The sequence below is a fragment of the Gynuella sunshinyii YC6258 genome (assembly GCF_000940805.1).
GTDB lineage: Bacteria > Pseudomonadota > Gammaproteobacteria > Pseudomonadales > Natronospirillaceae > Gynuella > Gynuella sunshinyii.
Map to the genome: position 1 here is coordinate 2,371,763 of NZ_CP007142.1, position 23,083 is coordinate 2,394,845.

The following is a 23,083-nucleotide window of genomic DNA, read 5'->3' on the forward strand; positions in this document are numbered from 1 at the left end:
ATGAAGCGCCTTTTTTAGTTGGTTCTCTAACGCTTATTCTTCTGGAATAATGATCAGTTTGAGAACTGCGTGAACTTCTGGGTGCAGTTGAATATCAACTTCGTATTCACCAGTAGAGCGTAACGCGCCACCAGGCATTTTGACTTCAGACTTGGAAACCTCAACACCAGCTGCTGTAACCAGTTCTGCAACGTCCCGGGGACCCACAGAACCGAACAGTTTGCCGCCATCGCCAGCAGGTGCTGCGAAAGTCAGTTCCAGATCGTTGATTTTGTCAGCACGGCCTTGAGCTTCATCCAGTTTGGATTGAGCAACTTTTTCAAGTTCTGCACGACGTGCTTCAAAATGCTTGATGTTTTCCTCTGTGGCAGGAACCGCTTTGCCTTGAGGGATCAAATAGTTTCTAGCGTAGCCGGCTTTAACAGAAACCTGACTGCCCAGATTGCCTACACGGCCAACTTTTTCTAACAGGATTACATCCATCTTTCATAACCTCGTATTTTGACTGCCTAGTTGTTGCTTGGGCGAATTTTGGTTCTGAAATCAAACCAGGCATCGGCAATGGCTAACAACAATATTAATGGCAGTGCGTAAAGGGTAAACAGTAACAGTGCAATATAAAACACTGTAAGCCAGACCCCACCCAACTCTTTTTTAGCAACGATCCCGTGAATCAGTGCTGTGCCTGAAATCAACAACGGCATTATCGTTGGTTCCAAAGCGAATATACTCCAAAGTGATATCAGCCCGGCCATTGCTATAAGCGTCAATACCATCCACGGCTGCAGTCTCAAAGCATGAAACTCAACTCTGAACCCACCCGGATTAAACAGGGCAGATTGCCAGTAACGGGCCAGAATCAGTGACAGAATAGCCATGTCTACAGAGCCACCTGCCATCAGCATTGGCAGTGCATTTTTCTCTGTGAGGGTCATGATTAACTGCTCATACAGGCCGTTTTGCCCTGACTGCTGAACGAAATTGACCAGTTCCTGGTTGATGACTTTGAACGGCTCAGCCAGCGCAAATGCAGCTGTTATAGCCAGAACAATGCCACAGCCAGACGCAGACATCAGCGTCCAGGCCCAGGATTGAGTATTTCTGAGTACCAGTGCCAGAATGACGACGACCGGGCACATCAGAATTACTGTCACATAGGCTGCAAGAGAGCCGGTTGAAACGGCACCAATCACAATACCCAATATGGCACCGGATAAAGCCTTTATCCCTTCGGTTTGCCCCTTTCTCAGGGTCACTAATCCTACTATTGCAGCTGCTAACCAAAAGGTCAGCGGTAATGCTGCACTGATCGCGGAAATCACAAAGGCATTGACCGGCCGTTTCATTGCAAGTTCTGCAAGGAACTTCATGTCAATGCTCCCAATGATTATTCGTGGCTGTCAGTGTAAGGTAGCAGGGCAATATAACGGGCGCGTTTGATCGCAGTTGCAAGCTGGCGCTGGTAGCGAGCTCTGGTGCCGGTAATGCGGCTTGGTACGATCTTGCCGGTTTCTGTAATGTAGCCCTTCAGAGTTTCCAGATCTTTGTAATCGATCTCGCTGACACCTTCAGCAGTGAAGCGACAGTATTTACGGCGACGAAAAAAACGTGACATATTCAATATCCTCCCAATGATTATTCAGCTTTGGCTTCAGCTTCGTCGTCAGAATCATCGGCGTCTTCAGCTGAATCTTCATCTTCGACATCGCTCGCATCTTCGTCACTGTTGTCTATTTCAGTTGGACGTTCTTTGCGGCGGCTGTCCTTGCTGCTTTCTTTCATCATCGGAGATTGTTCTGTTATCGCTTCTTTGCGACGGATAACCAGGCTACGAATGATGGCATCGTTAAAACGGAAAGTGCTTTTCAGTTCTTCGATTGTTTCTTCATCGCATTCAATGTTCATCAGCAGATAGTGAGCTTTGTGAACTTTTTGAATGGAATAGGCAAGCTGGCGGCGACCCCAGTCTTCGTTACGGTGAACTTTGCCACCTTTGTCTGTAACGATACCGGTGTAGCGTTCCACCATTGCTGGGACCTGTTCTGATTGATCAGGGTGCACCAGCAGTACGATTTCGTAATGACGCATAAATGCTCCTCATGGGTTCTAGCCTTCTGTGCTAATGATATTGGTTAACCAGTAAGGCAAGGAGTGATCGGATTGTAGTTCCCGAGTCCAGCTTTTGAGCCGGATTTAAGGGAGCGCGGATGCTACAGTAAACCCGGAGTAATTTCAATGCACACCGAACAACTGTTCCTTTTCCAGTATCAGTGGCGGCATTGGGCACCCGAACACAGTGGCAATGGTGCGGAGACAATCGTATTCACTGACATTGACCTGCTGGTCGGAAAGTATGATGTCGCTGCAGGCCTGGATGACCGTTTTCTTCAGAATAAAACTGAGCCCGTTCAGTTCAGTCATGACCGGTTGTAGTCGGGTCAGTGGAATTGCAGTCCGGCTCAGCAGCCATCGATCAGCAAACCCCATGCTTGTCATTGCCTGTTTATAGGCATTGTTGGCTTTTTGCAGGTCAGTGTTGAGATAGACCAGAGATGACAGCAGTAGTTGTAATTCCTCACCAAGATTTTTCAGCGAATGATGTTTTACCTTGTCCCGTGTTTTGTGAGCAGGATTCAGATGGTGATCCAATAGTGACAAGACTATCCATTCCATAAGAACGATCTGTTGATCCCACTCGCACAACCGTTGTATGCGTTGAAGAAATATCAGAATGTCTTCTACTGTATGTTTATTGAGGGCCGGGATGCAGAGTTCCAGACAAGGAAGTCGCAGAGCAGGTGCGGCCTGACGTTGCCATTTCCAGAGTCTGGCCAGGTTTTCAGCTCCATTGGGATCTTCTGAGGCGATGAACCGGACAATCTCTTGCTGTTGGTCGTTTTCTTTCAGTATGACGCCGTAACAAAAAGCTCTGGCTCCTGCAGATGTCGCCAACAGTGTTCTGACGTAAGGTGGAATCTGTTTGTATAGCTGATGGGCGTAGTCCACATGTGCAGCGCTGGTTTGTCCAACTACCTGTTGTATTTGCAGGCCTGTCACTGCTGCGGCCATGCCTCCGATCAGGGTTGCCTCTGGAGCCTGGTTTTGCTGAGGGGTGTTTTCCAAATCCCTGTTTTCGATATTGCGCTGTCTGGCGAGAAAGTTTGGGGCTATCCGTTTTATTCTCTCAGGTAATGGTGGATGGGTGGCCAACAGGTGGTTGAAATGGGCAATATGGACAGTGTTGCCAAAGCAGAAATGACTCATGTCTTCTGCGTGACGGTGCTGTAGCAGTGATCCTTCACTCTGTTTTTGGATTTTATACAATGCACCAGCGACGGCTTCCGGGTTTCGTGTGAACTGTACTGAGGAGGCGTCTGCCAAAAATTCTCTCTGTCGGGATACCGCTGCTCGAATCAGACGGCCAAAAAACACACCGATAGCGCCAATAGCCATTAAGGCAAGACCGGCCAGAAACACGGGTAAGGCACTATTATTGTTACGAGATCTGCGAGAACGGTATCCGCTCCGACCCCCAATATCGGCCATGAATCGCCCAAATTGACCGATCATGACGATACCTGCCAGCATTGACATCAAACGGATATTGAGTCGCATGTCGCCATTGAGTATATGGCTGAATTCATGTCCGACCACTCCCTGGATCTGCTCTCGGTTGAGGTGTGTAAGCATGCCACGGGTTACCACCATAACAGCCTGGTTTACCTGGTATCCGGCAACAAATGCATTAATTCCGGTCTCACGGTCCATGATATATAGTTTGGGAGCAGATACTCCTGAAGCAATGGCCATTTCCGCCACTACATTGCGGAATTGTGTTGCTTTGGGATCGTTGAAGAATTCTTCGATGGGTCTGGCGTCTGCCATTCTGGCGACAGCTTCCCCGCCTTTAGCCAGATTGAGCCACTGCAATAAAGATCCGGACAGCAGTATCAGAATTGTCGCACCGGCAGTAAACCAGGCGTTGGGATTGTTCAGCCATTGTTGAAAGCCGAGCGGGATGGAAAGATGGGGATAAGATGTATGGTTCTGCCAGGACAGCCACACAGTAAAAGCCAGCGCATTTACGGCCATGACAATTAACAGCGTGGCTGTTACAAAAAACAGAATCAGTTTCCAGGTATTGCGTCGGGCACGGTCCTGATGCTCGAAAAAGTCCATCTTTTATCTGCCTTGATCAGGAAAAGGAAACTCGTGGTGCCGTTTTGGTTTTGGGGTCTTCAATTTCAAACAGCTCGGCATCTTTAAAATGGAATATAGCGGCCAGAATGTTGTTTGGAAATGACTCTTTGTAGGTTTGGAATGTCATGACAGAATCGTTAAAAGCCTGACGGGCGAAAGCAACTTTGTTTTCTGTACTCTGCAGGGTTTCCATCAGTTCCATCATGGTCTGATTGGCTTTCAGGTCTGGATAGTTTTCCTGTAAGGCAAAAAAGATGGCGAGGGCGCCGTTTAATGCTCCTTCGGCAACACCAAGTTGCTTGATGGCTGATGCATCTGCAGGGTCGGAGGATGCTTTTTTTTGAGCCTGCAAAGCCACATTTCTGGCTTCCACCACCGCTTCGAGAGTTTCCCGCTCATGTTTGAGGTACCCCTTGGAGGTTTCGACCATATTAGGGATCAGGTCATGTCGATATTGAAGTTGTACGTCTATCTGCGAAAAAGCATTTTTGAAGCGGTTTTTCAGGCTGACCAGCCGATTATAGATAGTGATGCCGTATAGTAGGATAATTGCTGGAATGCCCCAGGTAATTGCTGTTCCAATCCATTCTGCAGACATGTTTTCTCTCCTGAAAAGTATCGTTTGCCTAGTTTGCCAGTCGCTGGCGGACAATTTCGTACAAACAGACGCCGGTAGCAACCGAAACGTTTAAACTGGAGACCTGACCCAGCATGGGGATATTGATCAGTTCATCACAGGTTTCCCGGGTAAGGCGGCGCATACCGCTGCCTTCCGCGCCCATAACCAGTGCCAGTGGGCCTTTGAAGCGTGCCTGATGGAGGCTGTGGTCAGCTTCGCCAGCGGTCCCAACAATCCATACTCCTTTATCCTGAAGAGACCTCATGGTTCTGGCCAGATTGGTTACCTGGATAAAGGGAATGGTTTCGGCGGCACCGGATGCAATTTTAATGGCAGCCGCCGTCAGCGTTGCTGATTTGTCTTTGGGGACGATCAGTGCGGTGACACCGGTTGCATCCGCTGTTCTCAGGCAGGCACCGATATTATGTGGATCTGTGACACCATCAAGAATCAGAAATATCGGTTCAGATGTCTGCTCAAGTAATGGCCACAGATCATGTTCACTGAGAGTTTCCATTGGGGTGGTCTGTGCCAGTATCCCCTGGTGTGGAACCTCTTCCAGTTGGTATTTTTTGATCAGGCGGTCGAATGCCTGACGTTCCAGAAACTTGATCTTGATCTGTCCGTCTTTGCACAGGTCGATAACCCTTTGGACCCGTTTGTCTCTGCGGTCACGATTGATCAGTACTTCCTGTAAACGTTTGCTTCTGTTTTCAACCAGTGAAGCAACTGCGTGGATGCCATAAGCGATGTCGTTTTCTACTGTCATTACCCGTTTGTCTTCTTGCGTTTGCTGCGTGAACGCGTTTTGCCGAAATCTGCTTTAGGAGCATGTTTTGAGGCTTTTCCGCTTTTACTCTTACTTTTATGTTTAGAGGCCTTGGCAGCAGGTTTTTTCCCCGATTCTTTGCTTGTTTTGGTCGAAGATTTTCTGCTGGCAGCTGTTCTGCGGGCCGTTTTTATCTGATTTTCCAGTTCGAAGTCGATCTTACGTTCATCCAGGTTGACCCTGGCCACGCGGACACTGACCTTATCTCCAAGGCTGTATACTGTGCGTGTGCGTTCGCCGACAAGACGATGGCCGGCAGGGTCAAATACGTAATAGTCTGAGTTCAGTGAGGTTACATGGATCAACCCTTCGACGAAAATTTCATCCAGTTGCACAAACAACCCAAAGGTGACAACACTGGCAACTGTGCCGGTGAATACGTCACCAATGTGATCTTCAATGTATTCACATTTTAACCAGGCAATCACATCCCAGGTAGCCTCATCGGCACGCCGCTCGGTCATGGAACAATGTTCCCCAAACATCAACATTTTTGCCAGGTCGTAGGGGTAACTGACTGCCGAATCGGCTTTGGGTGTATCTTTCACCCGTTTGACCAGGCTGGTTCGGCGACCGCTATGGATCACGGAGTGAATCGCCCGGTGAACCAGCAGATCAGGATAGCGTCTAATGGGGCTGGTGAAGTGGGTGTATGCGTCATAACCGAGACCAAAATGACCTTCATTCTGAGGCTGGTAGACCGCCTGGCTGAGTGAGCGCAGCAACACTGTTTGAATCAGGTCAAAATCGTCCCTGTCTTTAATCTGCAGCAGTAGTTTTTGGTAATCGGCAGGAGAAGGTTTTAATCCACCTCCTATTTCCAGGCCCAATTCCGCGAGATAGGAGCGTAGATTTTCCAGTTTTTCAAAGCTGGGGCCGGCGTGGACGCGATACAGTGCCGGAATGTCCAGTGTATTTAGAAAATCCGCGGCACAGGTATTGGCAGCCAGCATGCACTCTTCAATCAGTTTATGGGCGTCATTGCGCTCTACCGGCACAATGCGATCAATTTTCTGATTGTCGTTGAAGACGATTCGGGTCTCCTGGGTTTCAAAATCGATTGCGCCCCGTTTGTTTCTGAGTTTGCGTAACACCTTGTAGAGTTCATGTAGCGTCTCAAGGCTTGGCAGCACGTCAGAAAACTGCTGTCTTAGGGCATCTGCTTTCTCCAGATCCGGGTCCATCAGCATGGCGGCCACCTGGTTATAAGTCAGGCGCGCGTGCGAATGTATCAGTGCTTCGTAAAACTTGTATTCTTTTAGGGCGCCACGTGGGCCAAATGTCATTTCGCAGCAAATGGCCAGACGATCCACATGTGGATTCAGCGAACACAGCCCGTTGGACAACACTTCCGGTAGCATGGGAACCACGCGCTCAGGAAAGTAAACCGAGGTTCCACGATTAAAGGCCTCCTGGTCTAAAGCCGAGTCGGGTTTAACATAATGGGACACATCTGCAATAGCGACAAACAGTTTCCAGTCGCCTTCACGGGTCCTGCGGGCATATACTGCATCATCAAAGTCGCGGGCATCTTCGCCGTCAATGGTGACCAACGGATATTTGCTCAAATCCACCCGACCCTGTTTGTCTTTGGATGACACGTCGCTTTTAAATAAGCGGGCCTGCTGTTCAACCTCTTCCGGCCAGTCGTGAGGAATGGCAAATGTCTGCAGAGCAATGTCTATTTCCATGCCGGGGTCCAGATGTTTGCCCATCACTTCCACGACCTTACCGATAGGCTGATGTCTGAATCGGGGTTGTTCAACAATTTCAATCAGGACAATGTCACCATCGGTGGCACCGGCAGATGTTCCGGGTTTGATCAGAATGTCATGGTGAATTTTTCGATTTTCCGGACAACCGAAGCCAATTCCCGACTGTTCATGATATCGGCAGACAAGTTGATGGGTATTGCGCTCCAACACATCCACAATTTTGCCTTCCATACGACCCCGAAAGTCCCGCTCGGTTTCCCGGACCAGCACCACATCGCCATCAAATACACAGCTCATTTGATTGCTGTTCAAATAGATATCCTTGCGGCCATCTTCAGCAATCAGAAAGCCATAGCCGTCCTGGTGACCTTGAACTCTGCCTTTAGCCAGGTTCATTTTGTCGATCAGACCAAAAGCGCCATTGCGAGAGCAGCGTATCTGCCCGTCCCGTACCATGGCAATCAGACGACGGCGCAGAGCCTCAATCTGATTGTCGGTTGTCAGGTTGAGTGCCTGGCACAGTTCGGGATGAGAGGCAGGACCATTTCGTTCCTGCAGATGAGTCAGGATGAATTCCCTGCTGGGGATGGGGTCTGCGTAATTTTCTGCTTCGCGACGGGCGTGAGGGTCTTTAATGGCTGCGCGATTTTTTTTCTGGCGGCTGATAGTAGCTGTCCTTTTATATGAGTAATTTATTGGCATGGTAGCTAAAAGGTGGTTGAGATAGAAGAGAATACTGGCTGGACCTGATAAACACAGCTCCATTTGTCATCCTGTTCAGGGCTGTTGGAAAACTGGTTTCTTTCGATTTTAGGGGAACGTCACACTAACAAGGGGAGGCGGCTCTTTGTTGAAGAGCCGCTGTTGGGATCAGATGGTGAAGCTGTGTCTCAGAACAATAGTTTCCACTCTGTCAGGGCCCGTGGAAATGATATCGATCGGACAGCCAATAGCTTGTTCCAGATAACGAACATAAGCCTGAGCGTTAGCAGGAAGTTCATCCATGGTTTTGGCACCGAAGGTGGATTCTTTCCAACCAGGCAACTCTTCGTAGACTGGTTTGATGTGTTCAAACTTTTCTGCAGTGCCTGGCCAACTGACCCGCTTGCCTTCCTGGTCTTCATAGCCAATGCAGACTTTAATGGTTTCCAGTCCATCCAGCACATCGAGTTTGGTCAGACAGATTCCGGTGATCGAGTTGATCCGAATGCTGTGTTTAACCAGGGCGGCATCAAACCAGCCGCAACGACGGGCCCGGCCTGTTGTGGTGCCGAACTCATTACCCTGTTTGGAGAGGTGTTCGCCAACTTTATCAAACAGTTCTGTCGGAAAGGGGCCTGAACCCACGCGAGTCGTATAGGCTTTGGTAATGCCAATAATGTAGTCGATATACATCGGACCCAACCCGGAACCTGTAGCAACTCCACCTGCAGTGGTGTTGGAGGAGGTCACATAGGGATAAGTGCCGTGGTCGATATCGAGCATGGAACCCTGGGCACCTTCAAACATAATGTTTGAACCCGCTTCACGCAGTTCGTGAATCAGACTGACAGTATCCGTTACCATGTCTTTGAGTTGCTCACCCCAGCTATATAACTGCTCCAGGGTTTCATCATAACTGACAGCTTCCTGGCCATAGTACTGAGTCAGGGCAAAGTTATGATACTCAATCAGTTCTTTCAGCTTTTCCGGGAATTCCGGCAGGTATATATCGCCCATCCGCAGTCCACGACGAGATACTTTGTCTTCATATGCCGGACCGATACCACGACCGGTGGTACCGATTTTGGCTTTGCCTCGTTTGGTCTCACGGGCTTGGTCCAGAGCACAGTGAATCGGCAGAATCAATGGGCAGGACTCGGAAATTTTCAGCCTTTCCCGAACTGGCACGCCGCGTTCTTCCAGCTTGCTCATTTCGTTCAACAGAGCATCGGGTGCCAGCACAACACCGTTACCTATGATGCATTGGACGTTGTCTCTGAGAATGCCCGATGGAATAAGATGTAGTGCCGTTTTTACGCCATCAATAACCAGTGTATGTCCGGCGTTGTGGCCGCCCTGGAACCGAACGACCGCATTGGCCTGGTCTGTCAGAAGATCTACGACTTTGCCTTTTCCTTCGTCACCCCATTGGGTGCCTAAAACAACTACGTTTTTAGCCATGGTGTGTGTCTTACCTGAAGTTGAGGCGATCAGCGGGTACTGATACGCCGGGAGTTAAATGTTGGTTACTGCCCATGTGTTCTTCGCAAAGCTGAGCTTTTGGCTGCAGCCAGTGGTTTCCGGTGTGTCATCTGCAGTCAATGCCTGAACTACTTTATGGCCTGACTGCCGCAATTCCCTGATTCGTTTTTTTAACTCGGGGTCAGGGTCCGCCGGGGCAAAAATGCATCCCTCGGATGATACTGCTGGTGCAATTTTGACCAGTGTCTTTAAATCAGCGCTGAATCCGGTTGCAGGTCTGGCTCGTCCGAAAACCTGGCCAGTGTTGTCGTAGCGTCCACCTTTGGCGATAGGTTGTGCCAATCCATCTACAAAAACAGAAAAGATTAATCCCGTGTGGTAGTTGTAATCGCGGAGTTCGGCCAGATCAAAATGCAGATTCACAAGAGGGAATTCCTGTTGAATTTCCTGGGCCAGAATTTGAAGAGGTTTTATGTATTTTTCGATACTGGGACTGACGCCGTTTAGTGCGGTGATCGCTGTATCGAGTACGGACTCGTCACCGGACAATCCGGATAGTGTTCTGATGTGTTCGAGCAGAGGGTATTTGTCCATGTGCTGAGCCAGAAATGTATCAAGTTCAGGCAATGAACGCTGGCGCAGTATTTTATAGAGCTCGGCTTCAGTTTCATGATCCAGGCCGATATCGTTGACGACAGTGCGATAAATGGCAACATGGCCCAGATCAAGAGTTACGTTACTGATGCCGATATTTTTCAACGCGGTCAGCATCAGGCAGACAATTTCTATATCTGAGCAGATATCCATAACCCCATATAACTCCGCTCCAATCTGAATAGGGCTGCGGCTGGCCTGTAAATGCGCGGGGCGGGTGTGCAGCAATGGGCTGGAGTAGCAGTAACGAGCCGGGCCGCTGGTCTGGATGGAGTGAGCATCCATTCGCGCAACCTGCTGAGAACGATCTGCTGACAGTCCCATCATTCTGCCTGTCATCTGATCAGTCAGTTTAAACGTCAGTAAATCGAGGTCATGGCCGATGCCGGTCAGAAGGGATTCGAGGTATTCTGCTTGGGGAGGGATTACCAGTCGGTAGCCCCAGAGCGCGAATTGGTCGAGAATATTTCGTCTTAAATGTTCGATCTGATTGGCCTCAGGTGGAAGTATTTCTTCAATTCCATCCGGGAGGATCCAGCGATCAATCTTACTCATTATTCATTTCCATCAGGCATAAAAAAACCGGGCGGTTTTGCAACAGGCCCGGTTAACCAATTCTACTCGCTTTGTCGGTCCGAGTACCAGACTAAATTAACGATAAAGCGATAAAACTTATTTGGCAGCACCTTTCAGATTGTTCAAATATCTAAAGAAGTCACTGTCAGGCTCAAGCAGCATGAGGTCTCCACCATTAGTGAAGGTATCTTCATAGGCCTTCAGGCTCCTGGTAAATGCATAGAACTCAGGATCTTTGGAATAAGCGTTAGCATAAATCTTAGCTGCCTCTGCATCACCTTCACCGCGGATTTCCTCGGCTTCTTTATAAGCATTTGCCTGAAGAACAATTTTTTGACGATCAGCGTCTGCTTTGATGATTTCGGCCTGCTCTTTACCGCGAGCACGTTTTTCCTGCGCTTCTTTTTCCCTCGCGGTACGAATCTGTCTGAAGACGTTCTCGGACACATCCTGCGGTAGATCTATACCTTTGACCCGAACATCAAGGACTTCAATACCCAGCTGTTCCTTGGCAACGGTATCAACACGTTCTTTGATTATGGCTGTCAATTGGTCACGTTCACCGGAAACCACTTCGTTCTGCGTCCGTTTACCGAATTCTGAGCGCAACCCGTCATTGACACGATTGGCAAGAACATTCATGGCAACTTCTTTCTGGCCGCCGGAAGTGGCCTGATAGTATTTGCGGGTATTATCAATACGCCACTGCACATAGCTGTCTACTTCCAGGAACTGATCCTCGGCAGTAATAAACCGCTCTTTGCGAGTATCCAGGTTCATGACCCGACCTTCAAATTTGGTGACAGTGTTCATGATTGGTACTTTGAAATGTATGCCAGGGGGAATATCGGCTTTGGCGATTTCTCCGAATCTGAGCATAACTGCTTTTTCTTTTTCACTGACAATGAATACGCTGTTGAACAATACCAGCCCCGCAATCAGGACGATCAGTACAGCAAAAAAACTCTTATTACCCATGCTGGTCTCCTTAGTTGCCACTGGTTGAACGAATGATGCCGCGACGCTTGAATTCGTCAATAATGTCGTCGATATCTTTCTGCGAGATTGATGAATCCGAAATGCTGCCGCCCTGCTGCTTAAGCTGATCAAGCGGCAGATACATCAGGTTGTTGCCATTTTTTACATCAATCAGCACTTTGTTGGATTTGGCATATATTTCAGAAATAGTTTCCAGATATAGACGCTGACGAGTGACTTCTGGTGCTTTTCTGTATTCTGCGTACAGGCGGTTGAATCGCTCAGCGTCACCCTGAGCCTTGGCAATCAGCTCTGCTTTATAGGCATTGGCTTCTTCGATTTGGCGCTGGGCCAGACCACGGGCTTCCGGAATGATCTGGTTGCGATACGATTCTGCTTCGTTCTGGAAGCGCTGCTCATCGGCTTCTGCCTTAATGACATCATCATATGCGGCCTGAACTGCCTGAGGTGGCCGGGCATCGGCAAAGTTGATCTGGGAGACCAGAACACCTGTGCCATAGTCATCCATCAGCGACTGCAGGCGGTCTTTCATTTCTACTGCCAGCTGGGCACGGTTTGATGTTGTGACCTGACGCATTAGCGAGCTTCCGACCACATGACGTAATGCAGATTCGGAAGCATGTTCCAGTACCCGCGATGGATTTTCGACGTTAAGAGCGTAGGCTCGTGCGTCTGCTGCCTGCCATTGTACGTTAAAGCTGACTTCAACAATGTTCTGATCTTTGGTGAGCATCGTGGACTTATCACTGAACTCGCGAATCGTCGTCACCTCAACTTTTTCCACGCTGTCGAGCAATGGTATTTTGAAGCGCAGGCCTGGATCAGCAATGGAGCTGAATTTGCCCATTCTTAGTACGACGCCACGTTCTTTCTCATCGACCGTGTAAAAAGAATTGAAACCCAGGTATGCCACTATGACGAGCAGAATCAGTGCAGTAATAACTCCACCTGAAGATCCGGAGTTACCGGAGTTTCCTCCTTTGCCTCCACCAAATAATCCACCTAGCAGATTGTTGAGTTTCTTAAACACTTCATCCAGGTCTGGTGGGCCATCATTATTGCCTCGTTTTGGGTTGCCCCAGGGGTCTTTGTCGTTATTGCCACTTGGTGGCTCGTTCCAGGCCATTGGTTGTCTCCGTTGGTCTATATGATTAGTGTTCATAAAATTCTTTTTCCGGTGCCGGGACAAAACGAGAGGTCTCAACACCAGCTTGTGTCAGAACCTGCAGCATGTCTTTCTGTTGTAATCTTACATGCAGCAGTATGTCGCCATTATCGGCATAACTTTCGTTTAATACGGCCTTTTTAGCAAAAAACAACGCGCGTAATTGTCCTTCACCAGGAGAGATTCTGATTTGTTGATCGAATATTTCCTCTCCCAGAATCTCGGCGATGGCGCGGCCGATCAGTTCAGTGCCCTGGCCGGTCTTAGCAGAAACCCACACCCGTTTTGGCGTGCCGTCATCGTTGCGCTCTATGCCCGGTGCTGCATGTTCCATAAGGTCTATTTTGTTATAAACCTCCAGAATCGGAACCTGTTCTGCGCCGATTTCACTGAGTACTGTTTCGACTTGTTCGATATTGTGGTCGCGCTCATCACTTGCGGCGTCAATAACATGTAGCAGCAGATCTGCTTCAACGGTTTCCTGCAGTGTCGCTTTAAATGCATCAACCAGACGATGAGGCAGGTGGCGGATAAAGCCGACAGTATCCGCCAGGATAACCGGACCCAGATCGCTGACGTGGAGTTTTCTAAGAGTAGGATCCAATGTTGCAAACATCTGATCCGCAGCATACACCTCTGCTTCGGTTAGATAATTGAACAGGGTGGATTTACCTGCGTTGGTATATCCAACCAGGGAGACTGTAGGAGTGTCCGAACGGGTACGTGAGCGACGGCTTTGATCCCGTTGTTTTTCAACCTTCTTAAGGCGGTTCTGAATCGAATTGATACGCGCTTGCAATAGCCGTCGGTCAGATTCGAGCTGAGTTTCCCCTGGACCTCTAAGGCCAATCCCGCCTTTTTGTCGTTCCAGGTGGGTCCAGCCTCGTATCAGTCGAGTGGACTGGTAATTCAGTTGCGCCAGTTCGACCTGCAGTTTGCCTTCGTGAGTTCTGGCCCGTTGTGCAAAGATATCCAGAATCAGACCTGTTCGGTCTAATACTCGACATTCCAGTTCCCTCTCCAGATTACGTTCCTGGCTGGGCCTTAGAGCATGATTGAATAAAACAACATCTGCCTGGGTATCAATAACTGCCTGTTTGATCTCGGCAACTTTGCCTGAACCAACGAACAGTTTGGGGTCCGGCACCGAACGCACTCCTGTAATCAGAGCAAGAGGGTTGGCACCGGCAGAAATAACAAGTTCTTCAAATTCGCGGGGATCTTCTCTGTCATCGCCTTCAGGAAAGTCGATATGAACAAGTACTGCCAGATCCCCTGCCTGGGCTCGATCGAATAGCAAGTTTCTTCAATCTCCGCCTTATTCTTCGCCATCTTCGGTGTCGTCTACCGCTATTTTCACATTACGGCTCGGTACTACAGTGGAAATAGCATGCTTATACACCATTTGACTGACTGTATTTTTCAGCAAAATCACAAATTGATCGAAAGACTCGATCTGGCCTTGCAATTTGATTCCATTCACCAGGAATATGGAGACCGGTATCCTTTCCTTACGCAGGGCGTTTAGGTAAGGGTCTTGTAACGAGTGCCCTTTTGACATTGTATGCTCCTTAAATAGGTATCTTTATAAGTATCGTTATCGGTTGGCAGTCGGCATAAACGCCAGCGAGCCATAATTTTGGGTCTTTATACAGTTAAGACTAATTTCTCAACAGCGTCATTCACTTCAACAGAAAAAGGCTTTATTGAGCAAAAAATCCTTCACCTGTGCTGGCAATGCTGTATGGTCTGAATCGAACCATTCAAGCCCTTGCCACCCCCTTAACCAGGTAAGCTGCCTTTTCGCGAGCTGTCTGGTCGCGATGATACCTTTTTCTATCATCACTTCATAGCTAAGGGTGCCGTCCAGATATTGCCACATTTGTCGGTAGCCAACACAGCGCATAGAAGGTAAATCCAAGTTTAAATTATTGCGCTGGCGTAGTTTTACAACTTCTTGTTCAAATCCGTTTTTGAGCATTTTACTAAACCTTTGCTCGATCCTGGAATGCAGCGCTTTGCGTTCCTGCGGTGCTACGGCTAGTTGAATGGTTGGGTAAGGAAACGGCTCAGGTTGATGTTTTTGTTGCTCCCAGAACCAGGTAATCGATTTTCCGGTGCTGAGGATAACTTCAAGTGCTCTGATAACCCGTTGAGGGTTGTCGAGGTGGATTTGTCTGGCTGCCTCGTTATCGAGTGCTTTCAGTTTCTGTACCAGTGCAGGCAACCCTTCCTTCTGTAATTGCTGTTCAAGTTCTTTCCGTAAATCAGGAGAAGCTTCAGGTAAATTGTCTGCCAGACCTTCCAGTAGCGCTTTGAAATATAGCATGGTACCGCCTACGAGCAGAGGGACTTTGCCACGAAACTGAATATCGTCAATGATTGACAAAGCGTCCTGGCGAAAGTTAGCGACAGAATAACTTTCGTGGGGTTCTATAATGTCGATCAGATGATGCGGGGCCAGTTCAAGTTCTTGGGCGGTAGGTTTGGCGGTCCCGATGTTCATATCGCGATAGATTAAGGCTGAATCGACGCTGATGATTTCGCAGTTGAACTGTTGTACCAATTCAATGGCGAGATCTGTTTTACCACTTGCGGTTGGCCCCATTAAAAAAATAACCGGCAGCACTATTGTCCCCTTAGAAACAGTTTATCGAGTTCATTCATGGAGAGTTGTACCCATGTGGGCCGGCCGTGATTACATTGTCCACTGCGTTCCGTAATTTCCATATCTCTGAGCAAAGCATTCATTTCCGCAATTGTCAGTTGCCGGTTGGCGCGTACTGATCCATGACAGGCCATTGTCGCCAGAATCTCGTTGCGTGCGGCAATAATAGCGTCACTGTTGCCATGGTCTGCCAATTCGCTGAGAAAGTCTCTGATCAGAGCTTCAGGATCGGCGTTTTGCAGGACAACGGGTATTTGTCTGACGGCAATTGTTTCTTCGCCGGTACGGCTGACTTCAAAACCGAAATCACTGAGCAGGTCAGAAAATTCTTCGGCGGCGGTGGCCTCCTTCTGGCTGATATGCAACTGAATCGGAACCAGCACTGGTTGTGCCGTCAGTCTGTTATTGTCGAAGGCTTGTTTCATTCTTTCATAAGTAATGCGCTCATGAGCTGCATGCATATCCACCAGGATCAGTCCGTGAGTGTTTTGTGCCAGTATATAAATGCCATGCAACTGGGCGATGGCAAAGCCCATGGGGGGGATTTCTTCGGTTTTGACTTCATCTGTCTGGGTAGTACCCGGGTGTAGCGCTTTATACGCGGCTATCTGGTCATTAACCCGATTGCCTTGCAGTGGCTGAGAATATTGTTTCTGTGTCATCCGCTCAGGGTGACCCGCGTTGATGACCGGTGCGCTGAATTCGCGAGTCGCCGGAGCTAGACTCATAGGTTGCTGTTCGGTAATGGCACCAGTTTCCAAGTCTACTTTAATCGGGTTTTTGGTGGTGTTAATGGTTTCCGGGCTGACATCTGCAAGGGCCCGGTGCAGGCGACTGAACAGAAAGTCGTGGACCAGGCGACTTTCCCGGAACCTTACTTCATGTTTGGTTGGGTGAACATTTACGTCGACATTTTCGGGTGCCAGTTCCAGGTAAAGTGCATAAGCCGGATGACGGCCGTGAAACAGCACATCGCGATACGCCTGCTTGACAGCATGAGCGACGACCCGATCCCGCACTGATCGACCATTAACGAAGAAGTATTGTAAGTCAGCCTGGCTGCGATTGAATGTTGGTAGGCCAACCCAGCCCCATAACCGTAGTCCGGATGCTTCTGCTTCGATCGTTATGGACTGGTCGACAAATTCAGGAGTACACAGCATCGCCATGCGCCGTTCCTGTTCAACTGCGTTGGAACACGCTTTCAACGCATAAATCTGGCGGCCGTTGTGACGTAGGTTAATAGTGACGTCATAGCGAGACAGAGCAATGCGTTTGATGATTTCCTGTATATGTGTAAATTCAGTTTTTTCGGTTTTCAGAAACTTTCTTCGTGCCGGTGTGTTAAAGAAAAGATCCCGGACTTCCACAGTGGTGCCAGTTGGATGTGAGCATGGACTTACTTCGGTTTCCATGTCACGACCAAATGTGGTGACCTGCCAGGCATGCTCCTGAGCTTCAGTCTGGCTACTGAGTGTCAGCCTGGAAACGGAGGCAATGGAGGCGAGTGCCTCGCCTCTGAAACCTAAAGTGGCGACTGCCTCCAGGTCATCTAAAACCAGAATTTTGCTGGTGGCATGACGGGAAAGGGCGAGGGTAAGGTCCTCTTGATCGATACCATGGCCGTTGTCTCTGACTCGAATCAGTTTGATACCGCCTTCCTCGATATCGATGTCAAGCCGGCGGGCATCGGCGTCAAGACTGTTTTCGAGTATTTCTTTAACTACAGAGGCTGGTCGTTCAACCACTTCCCCAGCAGCAATCTGGTTGGCCAGCCGAGGGCTGAGCTGATGAATCTTGGACATAATTCTTTGTTCGGACAAGTGAGTGTCAGACTTCCGGTAACTTGAGAATCTGACCAATCCTGATGTTGTTATCTTTCAGGTTGTTCAGTGCCTGTATCTGGTCTATCGATATTCCGTTTTTACGGGCAATATCTGAGAGTGTATCACCCTTGACGACCGTATATTGTTTATAGCGTCCAGCCTGGTTTTTAACCCAGGCGACATATGTTCCAGGTTCCGGGTTGTTGTAAAAATAGGTGGTAATACCATTGAAAATGGCCTGGGCGATTTTCTGGCGATAATGTCTGGAACTGAGGTTTTTTTCTTCTCCTGGATTAGAGATGAACCCGGTTTCCACCAGAATCGATGGCACATCGGGGGATTTTAATACTGCGAATCCAGCTTGTTCGACGCCTGTTTTATGGAGCGTGGTCATTTTTCCAAGGTTTGTCAGTACGCCATGACCCAGTGCGATACTACTGCTCAGTGTGGCGCTCATGGAAAGATCAACCAACACCGACTTCAGAACTTCTTCTTTACCTTCCAGACTGACACCGCCAACTCCGCCAATAACATCTGTGGCGTTTTCCTTATCTGCCAGATACTTGGCTGTTGCACTGGTTGCGCCCCGTTCGGACAGAGCATAAACAGAGGCGCCGCGGGCAGAGGGGTTGGTGAAGGCGTCGGCGTGAATGGATACAAAAAGATCGGCATGGTTTTTTCGTGCCTTGTCGCGTCGACCTGTCAGTGAAATGTAGTAGTCTCCGGTACGTATCATGAGTGGCTTATACCCCGGTTCTGCTTCCAACAGGCTGTTGAGTTCTTTGGCGATCGCCAGTACCACATCTTTTTCTTTGGTTTTTTTGCGTCCAGTGGCGCCTGGATCTTCACCACCGTGACCGGCATCAATGGCAATGATCAGATTTCGTTTGCTGTCTTTGAGTTCGGCGGTTGAGCGGGTTTCTTTAACTTCCTCGGGAGCTTCTATGCTTTGGTCCGAGTCAGGTCTACCCAAATCGATCACGAGCCTGTGTCCATACTGATCGTTGGGTTTCAGGACGAAGGACTTGGGTGTCAGTCGAGATGTCAGATCCAATACAATCCGGAGTCCGTCATCACCGTGTTTGCCTGTTCTGATTGAGGCAATGCCCGATTCAGACAGATCAAGGTCGGTGGCTGATGCTTTGAAGTTCGTGCTCTTGAGATCTACGACAACTCGGTTGGGGTTCGTTAAAGTGAACAATTTATGGTCAACACTGTCAGAGAGGTCAAATACGATACGTGTGTTATCCGGTGCCTTCCAAAGCCGAATACCCTCAACGTCAGTTGCAAAAGAAAAAACGCTGAAACAAAGGCTGGCCATTAACAATAATATTTTTCTCATTGTCGTTTAGATATGTCTGCTATTTTGTTGGTCAGTCGGTGATTGTTGGAGTGAAAAGTCAACGTCCTGCCGTTGCCTGAGTCCTTGATAATTATATGCAGATCCGCCATTGGAAGAATCCCCGTTCCATTTTCAGGCCACTCTATCAAGCAGAGAGTCTTGCCATCAGTGAAGTCTCTTATACCGATAAACTCCAGTTCTTCAGGGTCCCCGAGGCGATATAAATCCATGTGAGCCACTTGCTTTTCATTAACTTCGTAAAGTTCCACCAGCGTATAAGTCGGGCTTTTGACGCTTCCGATCCAGCCCAATCCTTGAATAATACTGCGGGCCAGGGTGGTTTTACCTGAGCCAAGAGTGCCTTGCAGATAAATTATGCCGCTGAAATCCAGAAAGACCTCGGATGCCAGCAAGTGGCCGATATGAATGGTTTCTGCTTCTGATGAGGCGTTTAATATTACTTCTTTCATGTGGTTTGTATGATTCCGGAACGTCCCGGTTGCTGTCTGCCAGCGGCTTATGGTATCACAAGCTAACTGTCATCACGTGTATCAAAACTGAATGTCGCAGATTTCAGCGCTCAATCTGGATCTAGTAAAGGATCAAATCAAGCAGTTTGCATCGGAACTGGGTTTCCAGGCATGCAGTTTCAGTGTGCCGGATGTGTCTGTATATGCTGATCTCCATAAGCAACACATCGACTCTGGCTATCATGGCACCATGCTCTGGTTGGAGAATAATCAGCATGTACGTTATGACCCCAGGCTACTGGTTGACGGCGTCAAAACGATTGTATCGGTCCGGATGAATTATCGCCCGGACTCCGTAACCAGAATGCGCGAGCTGCTATCGCAGCCTGACAAGGCTTATGTTGCCCGGTATGCTTTGGGTCGCGATTATCACAAAGTCATGCGCAACAAGTTGCAAACATTGGGAGAGAAGATCAATACAGAGTTGGAAGCAACCCGGTTTCGGGCGTTTGTAGATAGTGCTCCAGTGTTGGAGCGAGAACTGGCTGAGCAGTCTGGTCTGGGGTGGATTGGCAAAAATACCTTGTTATTGAATGAGCAGGCCGGCAGTTGGTTTTTTCTGGGAGAACTGTTTCTGACGCTTGAGTTACCACCTGATCCGTCAGTTTCGGGGAAACATTGTGGTAGTTGTCAGCAGTGTCTGACGGAATGTCCAACAGGTGCGTTTGTGGGGGCAGGAGTGCTGGATGCCCGCAAATGTATTTCATATTTGACTATAGAGCATGATGGTACCATTCCTGAGTCATTGCGGCCGTTGATGGGAAACCGTATTTATGGCTGTGATGATTGTCAGATAGTTTGTCCGTTTACCAAGTTTTCCCAGTTGACCGAGGAGCTGGATTATCAGTCAAGACATGCACTGGACGAGCCCTCACTGGCTGACTTGTGGCATTGGAATGAGCAGCAGTTTCTGGATCGGATGCAGGGTTCACCCATTCGACGGATTGGTTATGAAAAATGGACCCGTAACCTCGCGGTTGCCATCGGTAACTCGGGTGAATGGGGTTGGGTGGATATGTTGTTGCAAAAGCTGGGAGAAGTCAGTCCAATGGTGGATGAGCATATTGACTGGGCGGCCGGCCGGCTGCGGCAACAGCAGCCGGACTAAAGCGGAATCCCCTGATTCTCACCGTTCTTTGTTGTGGTTGAACCCGTCAATCCAGATTCAAAAGGTGTGCTTTAAAGTATTTTAATTCGTCAATGGATTCGCGGATGTCATCCAGAGCCAGGTGGGTTCCTTTCTTTGTGTGCCCTGAAATGATGTTTGGTTTCCAGCGACGTGCCAGCTCTTTCAAAGTGGAGACATCTATAATCCGGTAGTGACAAAAGCGTTCGAGTTCCGGCATTTCTTTGTATAAGAAGCGGCGGTCCTGCCAGACACTGTTACCACAGAGTGGGGATTTACCTGGTTCCACCCATTCGGCAAGAAATTTCAGGGTTTGGCGCTCAGCTTCATCCATGGATATGTCACTATTCAGCACCCGTTCGGTCAGACCACTTTCACCATGGGTTTTGGTGCACCACTCATCCATGAGATCCATGACTGATTTTGGCTGGTGAACGGCCAGATTGGGACCTTCGGCCAGAATATTCAGCTCTTTATCAGTGACGATGGTGGCTATTTCAATGATATGGCAGGTATCAGGGTCCAGACCGGTCATTTCCAGGTCAATCCATACAAGGTTTTCGCTGCGTTCCATTGTTTCCCCTAGGGTGATTGTTTATGTTAACGGTATTCGAATGCAATCAGTATAAACTATCGTGAAATAAAGGTGAGTCATTGTGGATGCAGATACTGGGGTGGTTCGGTTAGATTCGTTGGCCGCATTCAAGGCCCAGGCTTGCGTATTGCTGCGGGCGGCGGTCAGGGAGATTAAGATCGTCAGTTTTGATCTGGAACTCCCGTTATATGGTGATTCCGAAGTTTTTTCCCGGCTTAAGGCATTTTCAACCGGTCACCGGAACTCAAAAATTGATATCATTCTGGCTACAGATAAGGAGCTTGTCGGTGCCGGGCATCCTGTATTGGATTTGTCCAGACGAATGACCAGTACAATTCAAATACAGGTTGTGGATCCCGCATATGTGGAATCAAATAAATCATTTGCGAGTTTTTTGTTGATTGATCGTAGCGGGGTGCTTTATCGTCCAGACAGCAGTGTGTATATCGGATTTTCCCATGCCAATGATATTGCCACTGCGGTCAGATTACGTGAACAGTATGATGAACTGGACCGGCTGTCGAAACCTTCCAGAGAAGCTAAACGACTGTATTTATAGTACTTTGCCTGAATCATACAGCGCTCCAGGCAAAGTCTGGTCTGATGTTTTGGTTATTCTTAATATCGATTAAAGAGTCATTGATGATTGTAGAAACACAGTTAGAGGAATGGTTGGGTTCCATAGTGGATACCGGGATGCCGATTTTGTTACCGCAGGATGAACTCGAACAATTTGGGGCAAATGAGGAGGCGTTCGCTAAGTATGTCAGAAGCGATCCTTTGCTGGCTATGCAGATTCTGCTCTGGAGCAAACGCACGAAGACTGCACCCCAAGGGGCTATAGTCAATGTTTCTGATGCAATTGCTGTTTTGGGTGTTAACCAAACTTTGCAAAGAGCTGCCAAACTGGAACGACTTGATCCGCAGCAGCATCATAATAAACGCCTGTTGGAGTTTATTGTGGACAGTATGGTGGCAGCCAGTTTACTGGAAAGCTGGCATGATTTGCGTCAGGTTGAATGGACTGAAACAGACTATTGGGCATGTGTGTTTGCCAATGCGGTCTGGTGGTTGATGGCGGTTAAGGATCCGGTTTTGCTGGAAGGAATTGAGTATCGTGTTTCCAGTGGTGAACCCGTTAATCAGGTGTTTGAAGGCGTATTGGGCTTTTCTTATCAGGACCTCGTGGTTTTTACAATAGACACATATATGCTGCCAACACTGGAACGTATCATGGCATGGTTGGAGAACGAAGAGACGCCTCCGGCTGGTTTGAACTTCAAATATCAGGCGCTCAGATTTTTCCTTCCAATCAGTCACCAGCTTGCAGGTAGTTGCCGTGAGGAGTATGGCTCTGATCGTTATCTTAGTCTGGTTAAAAAAGCCGCCAATGCAACTTTGATTGATAATTTTGAGGCAAACTTGCCCGTTTGGATCGGACGTGCGATAGAAAGTTATCATGATTCGTTGATTGGGTATTCCATAAAACATGGATATGCAGCAATTCTGACACAGCACCCTGAATATCAGTCTGATAGTTATCATTCTTCTGCAGCCGGAGATTCCGTTAACGGGATAACCAAATGGCAGAGCCGTTTATTGTCGCGATTATTAGAACAACTTATGAATCTACTGCAGGGAAAATGTTGTTTTATTGCTTTTCCTGATGGAGATAAAATGCGGCTTGAAGTGGCTCGTGGTGGTGGTTTGGAAAAGTATCTGGACTATCAGTTTGCAATCCCAAAGAGCGGGTGGTTGCTGAAAATGTTGACGGCTTCCAGCAGTATTCGAATTGCAAAGGATAAAGCGGGTCTTGCCATGGGACAGTTGCCTGAAGATGTTCGGCAGTTGATTTCAGATGATCTGTTTTACATGAAGTCCTTCAGTGTAAATAATGATCGTTATGGGCTGGTGTACTTTATGCCGGATGAAAATCGTGAAGTGCAACAGGAAGCTTACATGCAGTTCCGACGACTGGTAGCTTTGACTGAAAAAAACTTCATGCAGGATTTTGAGACTGATCTGTCTTGAGTTTCCGATATATTGAGTAGAGTG

The 23,083-nt window shown here is 48.4% G+C and carries 22 protein-coding genes; 3 read left to right on the plus strand and 19 right to left on the minus strand.

The window, feature by feature from the left end:
* Positions 1-33 precede the first annotated feature (33 nt).
* From rplI to tsaE, 18 genes are all read right to left on the minus strand, one after another.
* Positions 34-483: a 50S ribosomal protein L9 gene (rplI, locus tag YC6258_RS10245; protein WP_044616902.1), complete on the minus strand. Its 450-nt coding sequence runs from the start codon at positions 481-483 to the stop codon at positions 34-36.
* Positions 484-509: 26 nt separating this feature from the next.
* Positions 510-1,370, minus strand: coding sequence for a YybS family protein (locus YC6258_RS10250; RefSeq protein ID WP_044616903.1), 861 nt, complete (start codon positions 1,368-1,370; stop codon positions 510-512).
* Between the two features lie 17 nt (positions 1,371-1,387).
* A complete protein-coding gene (rpsR, locus tag YC6258_RS10255) occupies positions 1,388-1,615 on the minus strand; it encodes a 30S ribosomal protein S18 (RefSeq protein WP_044616904.1) in 228 nt (75 codons plus the stop codon).
* A gap of 20 nt (positions 1,616-1,635) precedes the next feature.
* Positions 1,636-2,088, minus strand: coding sequence for a 30S ribosomal protein S6 (gene rpsF / locus YC6258_RS10260; RefSeq protein WP_044616905.1), 453 nt, complete (start codon positions 2,086-2,088; stop codon positions 1,636-1,638).
* Positions 2,089-2,232: 144 nt separating this feature from the next.
* Complete coding sequence (locus YC6258_RS10265) at positions 2,233-4,179, minus strand: M48 family metallopeptidase (protein WP_044616906.1); 1,947 nt, start codon at positions 4,177-4,179, stop codon at positions 2,233-2,235.
* Positions 4,180-4,195: 16 nt separating this feature from the next.
* The gene (locus tag YC6258_RS10270; RefSeq protein ID WP_245627032.1) at positions 4,196-4,798 is read right to left on the minus strand and encodes a LemA family protein; all 603 of its coding nucleotides are present in this window, start codon (positions 4,796-4,798) and stop codon (positions 4,196-4,198) included.
* 28 nt (positions 4,799-4,826) lie between these two features.
* The gene (gene rlmB / locus YC6258_RS10275; protein ID WP_044616907.1) at positions 4,827-5,588 is read right to left on the minus strand and encodes a 23S rRNA (guanosine(2251)-2'-O)-methyltransferase RlmB; all 762 of its coding nucleotides are present in this window, start codon (positions 5,586-5,588) and stop codon (positions 4,827-4,829) included.
* The gene (gene rnr, locus YC6258_RS10280; protein ID WP_245627033.1) at positions 5,588-8,128 is read right to left on the minus strand and encodes a ribonuclease R; all 2,541 of its coding nucleotides are present in this window, start codon (positions 8,126-8,128) and stop codon (positions 5,588-5,590) included. Before rnr ends, rlmB begins: the two co-directional genes overlap by 1 nt.
* A gap of 105 nt (positions 8,129-8,233) precedes the next feature.
* On the minus strand, positions 8,234-9,526 hold the full coding sequence (locus YC6258_RS10285; RefSeq protein WP_044616908.1) for an adenylosuccinate synthase: 1,293 nt from the start codon (positions 9,524-9,526) through the stop codon (positions 8,234-8,236).
* Between the two features lie 54 nt (positions 9,527-9,580).
* A complete protein-coding gene (locus YC6258_RS10290) occupies positions 9,581-10,756 on the minus strand; it encodes an ATP phosphoribosyltransferase regulatory subunit (RefSeq protein WP_044616909.1) in 1,176 nt (391 codons plus the stop codon).
* A 117-nt stretch (positions 10,757-10,873) separates the two neighbouring features.
* Positions 10,874-11,755 (minus strand): protease modulator HflC, encoded by an 882-nt coding sequence (gene hflC / locus YC6258_RS10295; protein ID WP_044616910.1) that lies wholly within the window; start codon positions 11,753-11,755, stop codon positions 10,874-10,876.
* Positions 11,756-11,765: 10 nt separating this feature from the next.
* On the minus strand, positions 11,766-12,938 hold the full coding sequence (hflK, locus tag YC6258_RS10300) for an FtsH protease activity modulator HflK (RefSeq protein WP_245627034.1): 1,173 nt from the start codon (positions 12,936-12,938) through the stop codon (positions 11,766-11,768).
* The gene (hflX, locus tag YC6258_RS10305) at positions 12,928-14,241 is read right to left on the minus strand and encodes a ribosome rescue GTPase HflX (protein WP_044616912.1); all 1,314 of its coding nucleotides are present in this window, start codon (positions 14,239-14,241) and stop codon (positions 12,928-12,930) included. The genes hflK and hflX overlap by 11 nt, the downstream gene beginning before the upstream one ends.
* Before the next feature lie 18 nt (positions 14,242-14,259).
* Entirely contained in the window at positions 14,260-14,502 is a 243-nt protein-coding gene (gene hfq, locus YC6258_RS10310) for an RNA chaperone Hfq (RefSeq protein ID WP_044616913.1), read from the minus strand.
* Positions 14,503-14,628: 126 nt separating this feature from the next.
* On the minus strand, positions 14,629-15,570 hold the full coding sequence (miaA, locus tag YC6258_RS10315) for a tRNA (adenosine(37)-N6)-dimethylallyltransferase MiaA (protein ID WP_342670648.1): 942 nt from the start codon (positions 15,568-15,570) through the stop codon (positions 14,629-14,631).
* A complete protein-coding gene (mutL, locus tag YC6258_RS10320) occupies positions 15,570-17,414 on the minus strand; it encodes a DNA mismatch repair endonuclease MutL (RefSeq protein ID WP_044616914.1) in 1,845 nt (614 codons plus the stop codon). The genes miaA and mutL overlap by 1 nt, the downstream gene beginning before the upstream one ends.
* A gap of 25 nt (positions 17,415-17,439) precedes the next feature.
* A complete protein-coding gene (locus tag YC6258_RS10325; RefSeq protein WP_044616915.1) occupies positions 17,440-18,777 on the minus strand; it encodes an N-acetylmuramoyl-L-alanine amidase in 1,338 nt (445 codons plus the stop codon).
* Positions 18,774-19,247: a tRNA (adenosine(37)-N6)-threonylcarbamoyltransferase complex ATPase subunit type 1 TsaE gene (gene tsaE / locus YC6258_RS10330; protein WP_044616916.1), complete on the minus strand. Its 474-nt coding sequence runs from the start codon at positions 19,245-19,247 to the stop codon at positions 18,774-18,776. Before tsaE ends, YC6258_RS10325 begins: the two co-directional genes overlap by 4 nt.
* Before the next feature lie 91 nt (positions 19,248-19,338).
* Here tsaE and queG point away from each other — a divergent pair, with 91 nt between their 5' ends.
* Positions 19,339-20,415, plus strand: a complete 1,077-nt coding sequence (gene queG / locus YC6258_RS10335) for a tRNA epoxyqueuosine(34) reductase QueG (RefSeq protein WP_044616917.1) — start codon at positions 19,339-19,341, stop codon at positions 20,413-20,415.
* Between the two features lie 46 nt (positions 20,416-20,461).
* On the opposite strand, the gene orn is transcribed toward queG, so the two are convergent.
* The gene (gene orn / locus YC6258_RS10340; protein WP_044616918.1) at positions 20,462-21,007 is read right to left on the minus strand and encodes an oligoribonuclease; all 546 of its coding nucleotides are present in this window, start codon (positions 21,005-21,007) and stop codon (positions 20,462-20,464) included.
* 82 nt (positions 21,008-21,089) lie between these two features.
* Here orn and YC6258_RS10345 point away from each other — a divergent pair, with 82 nt between their 5' ends.
* Positions 21,090-21,587 (plus strand): DUF7931 domain-containing protein, encoded by a 498-nt coding sequence (locus tag YC6258_RS10345; RefSeq protein ID WP_044616919.1) that lies wholly within the window; start codon positions 21,090-21,092, stop codon positions 21,585-21,587.
* An 83-nt stretch (positions 21,588-21,670) separates the two neighbouring features.
* Positions 21,671-23,059 (plus strand): hypothetical protein, encoded by a 1,389-nt coding sequence (locus YC6258_RS10350; RefSeq protein WP_044616920.1) that lies wholly within the window; start codon positions 21,671-21,673, stop codon positions 23,057-23,059.
* Positions 23,060-23,083: the final 24 nt, after the last annotated feature.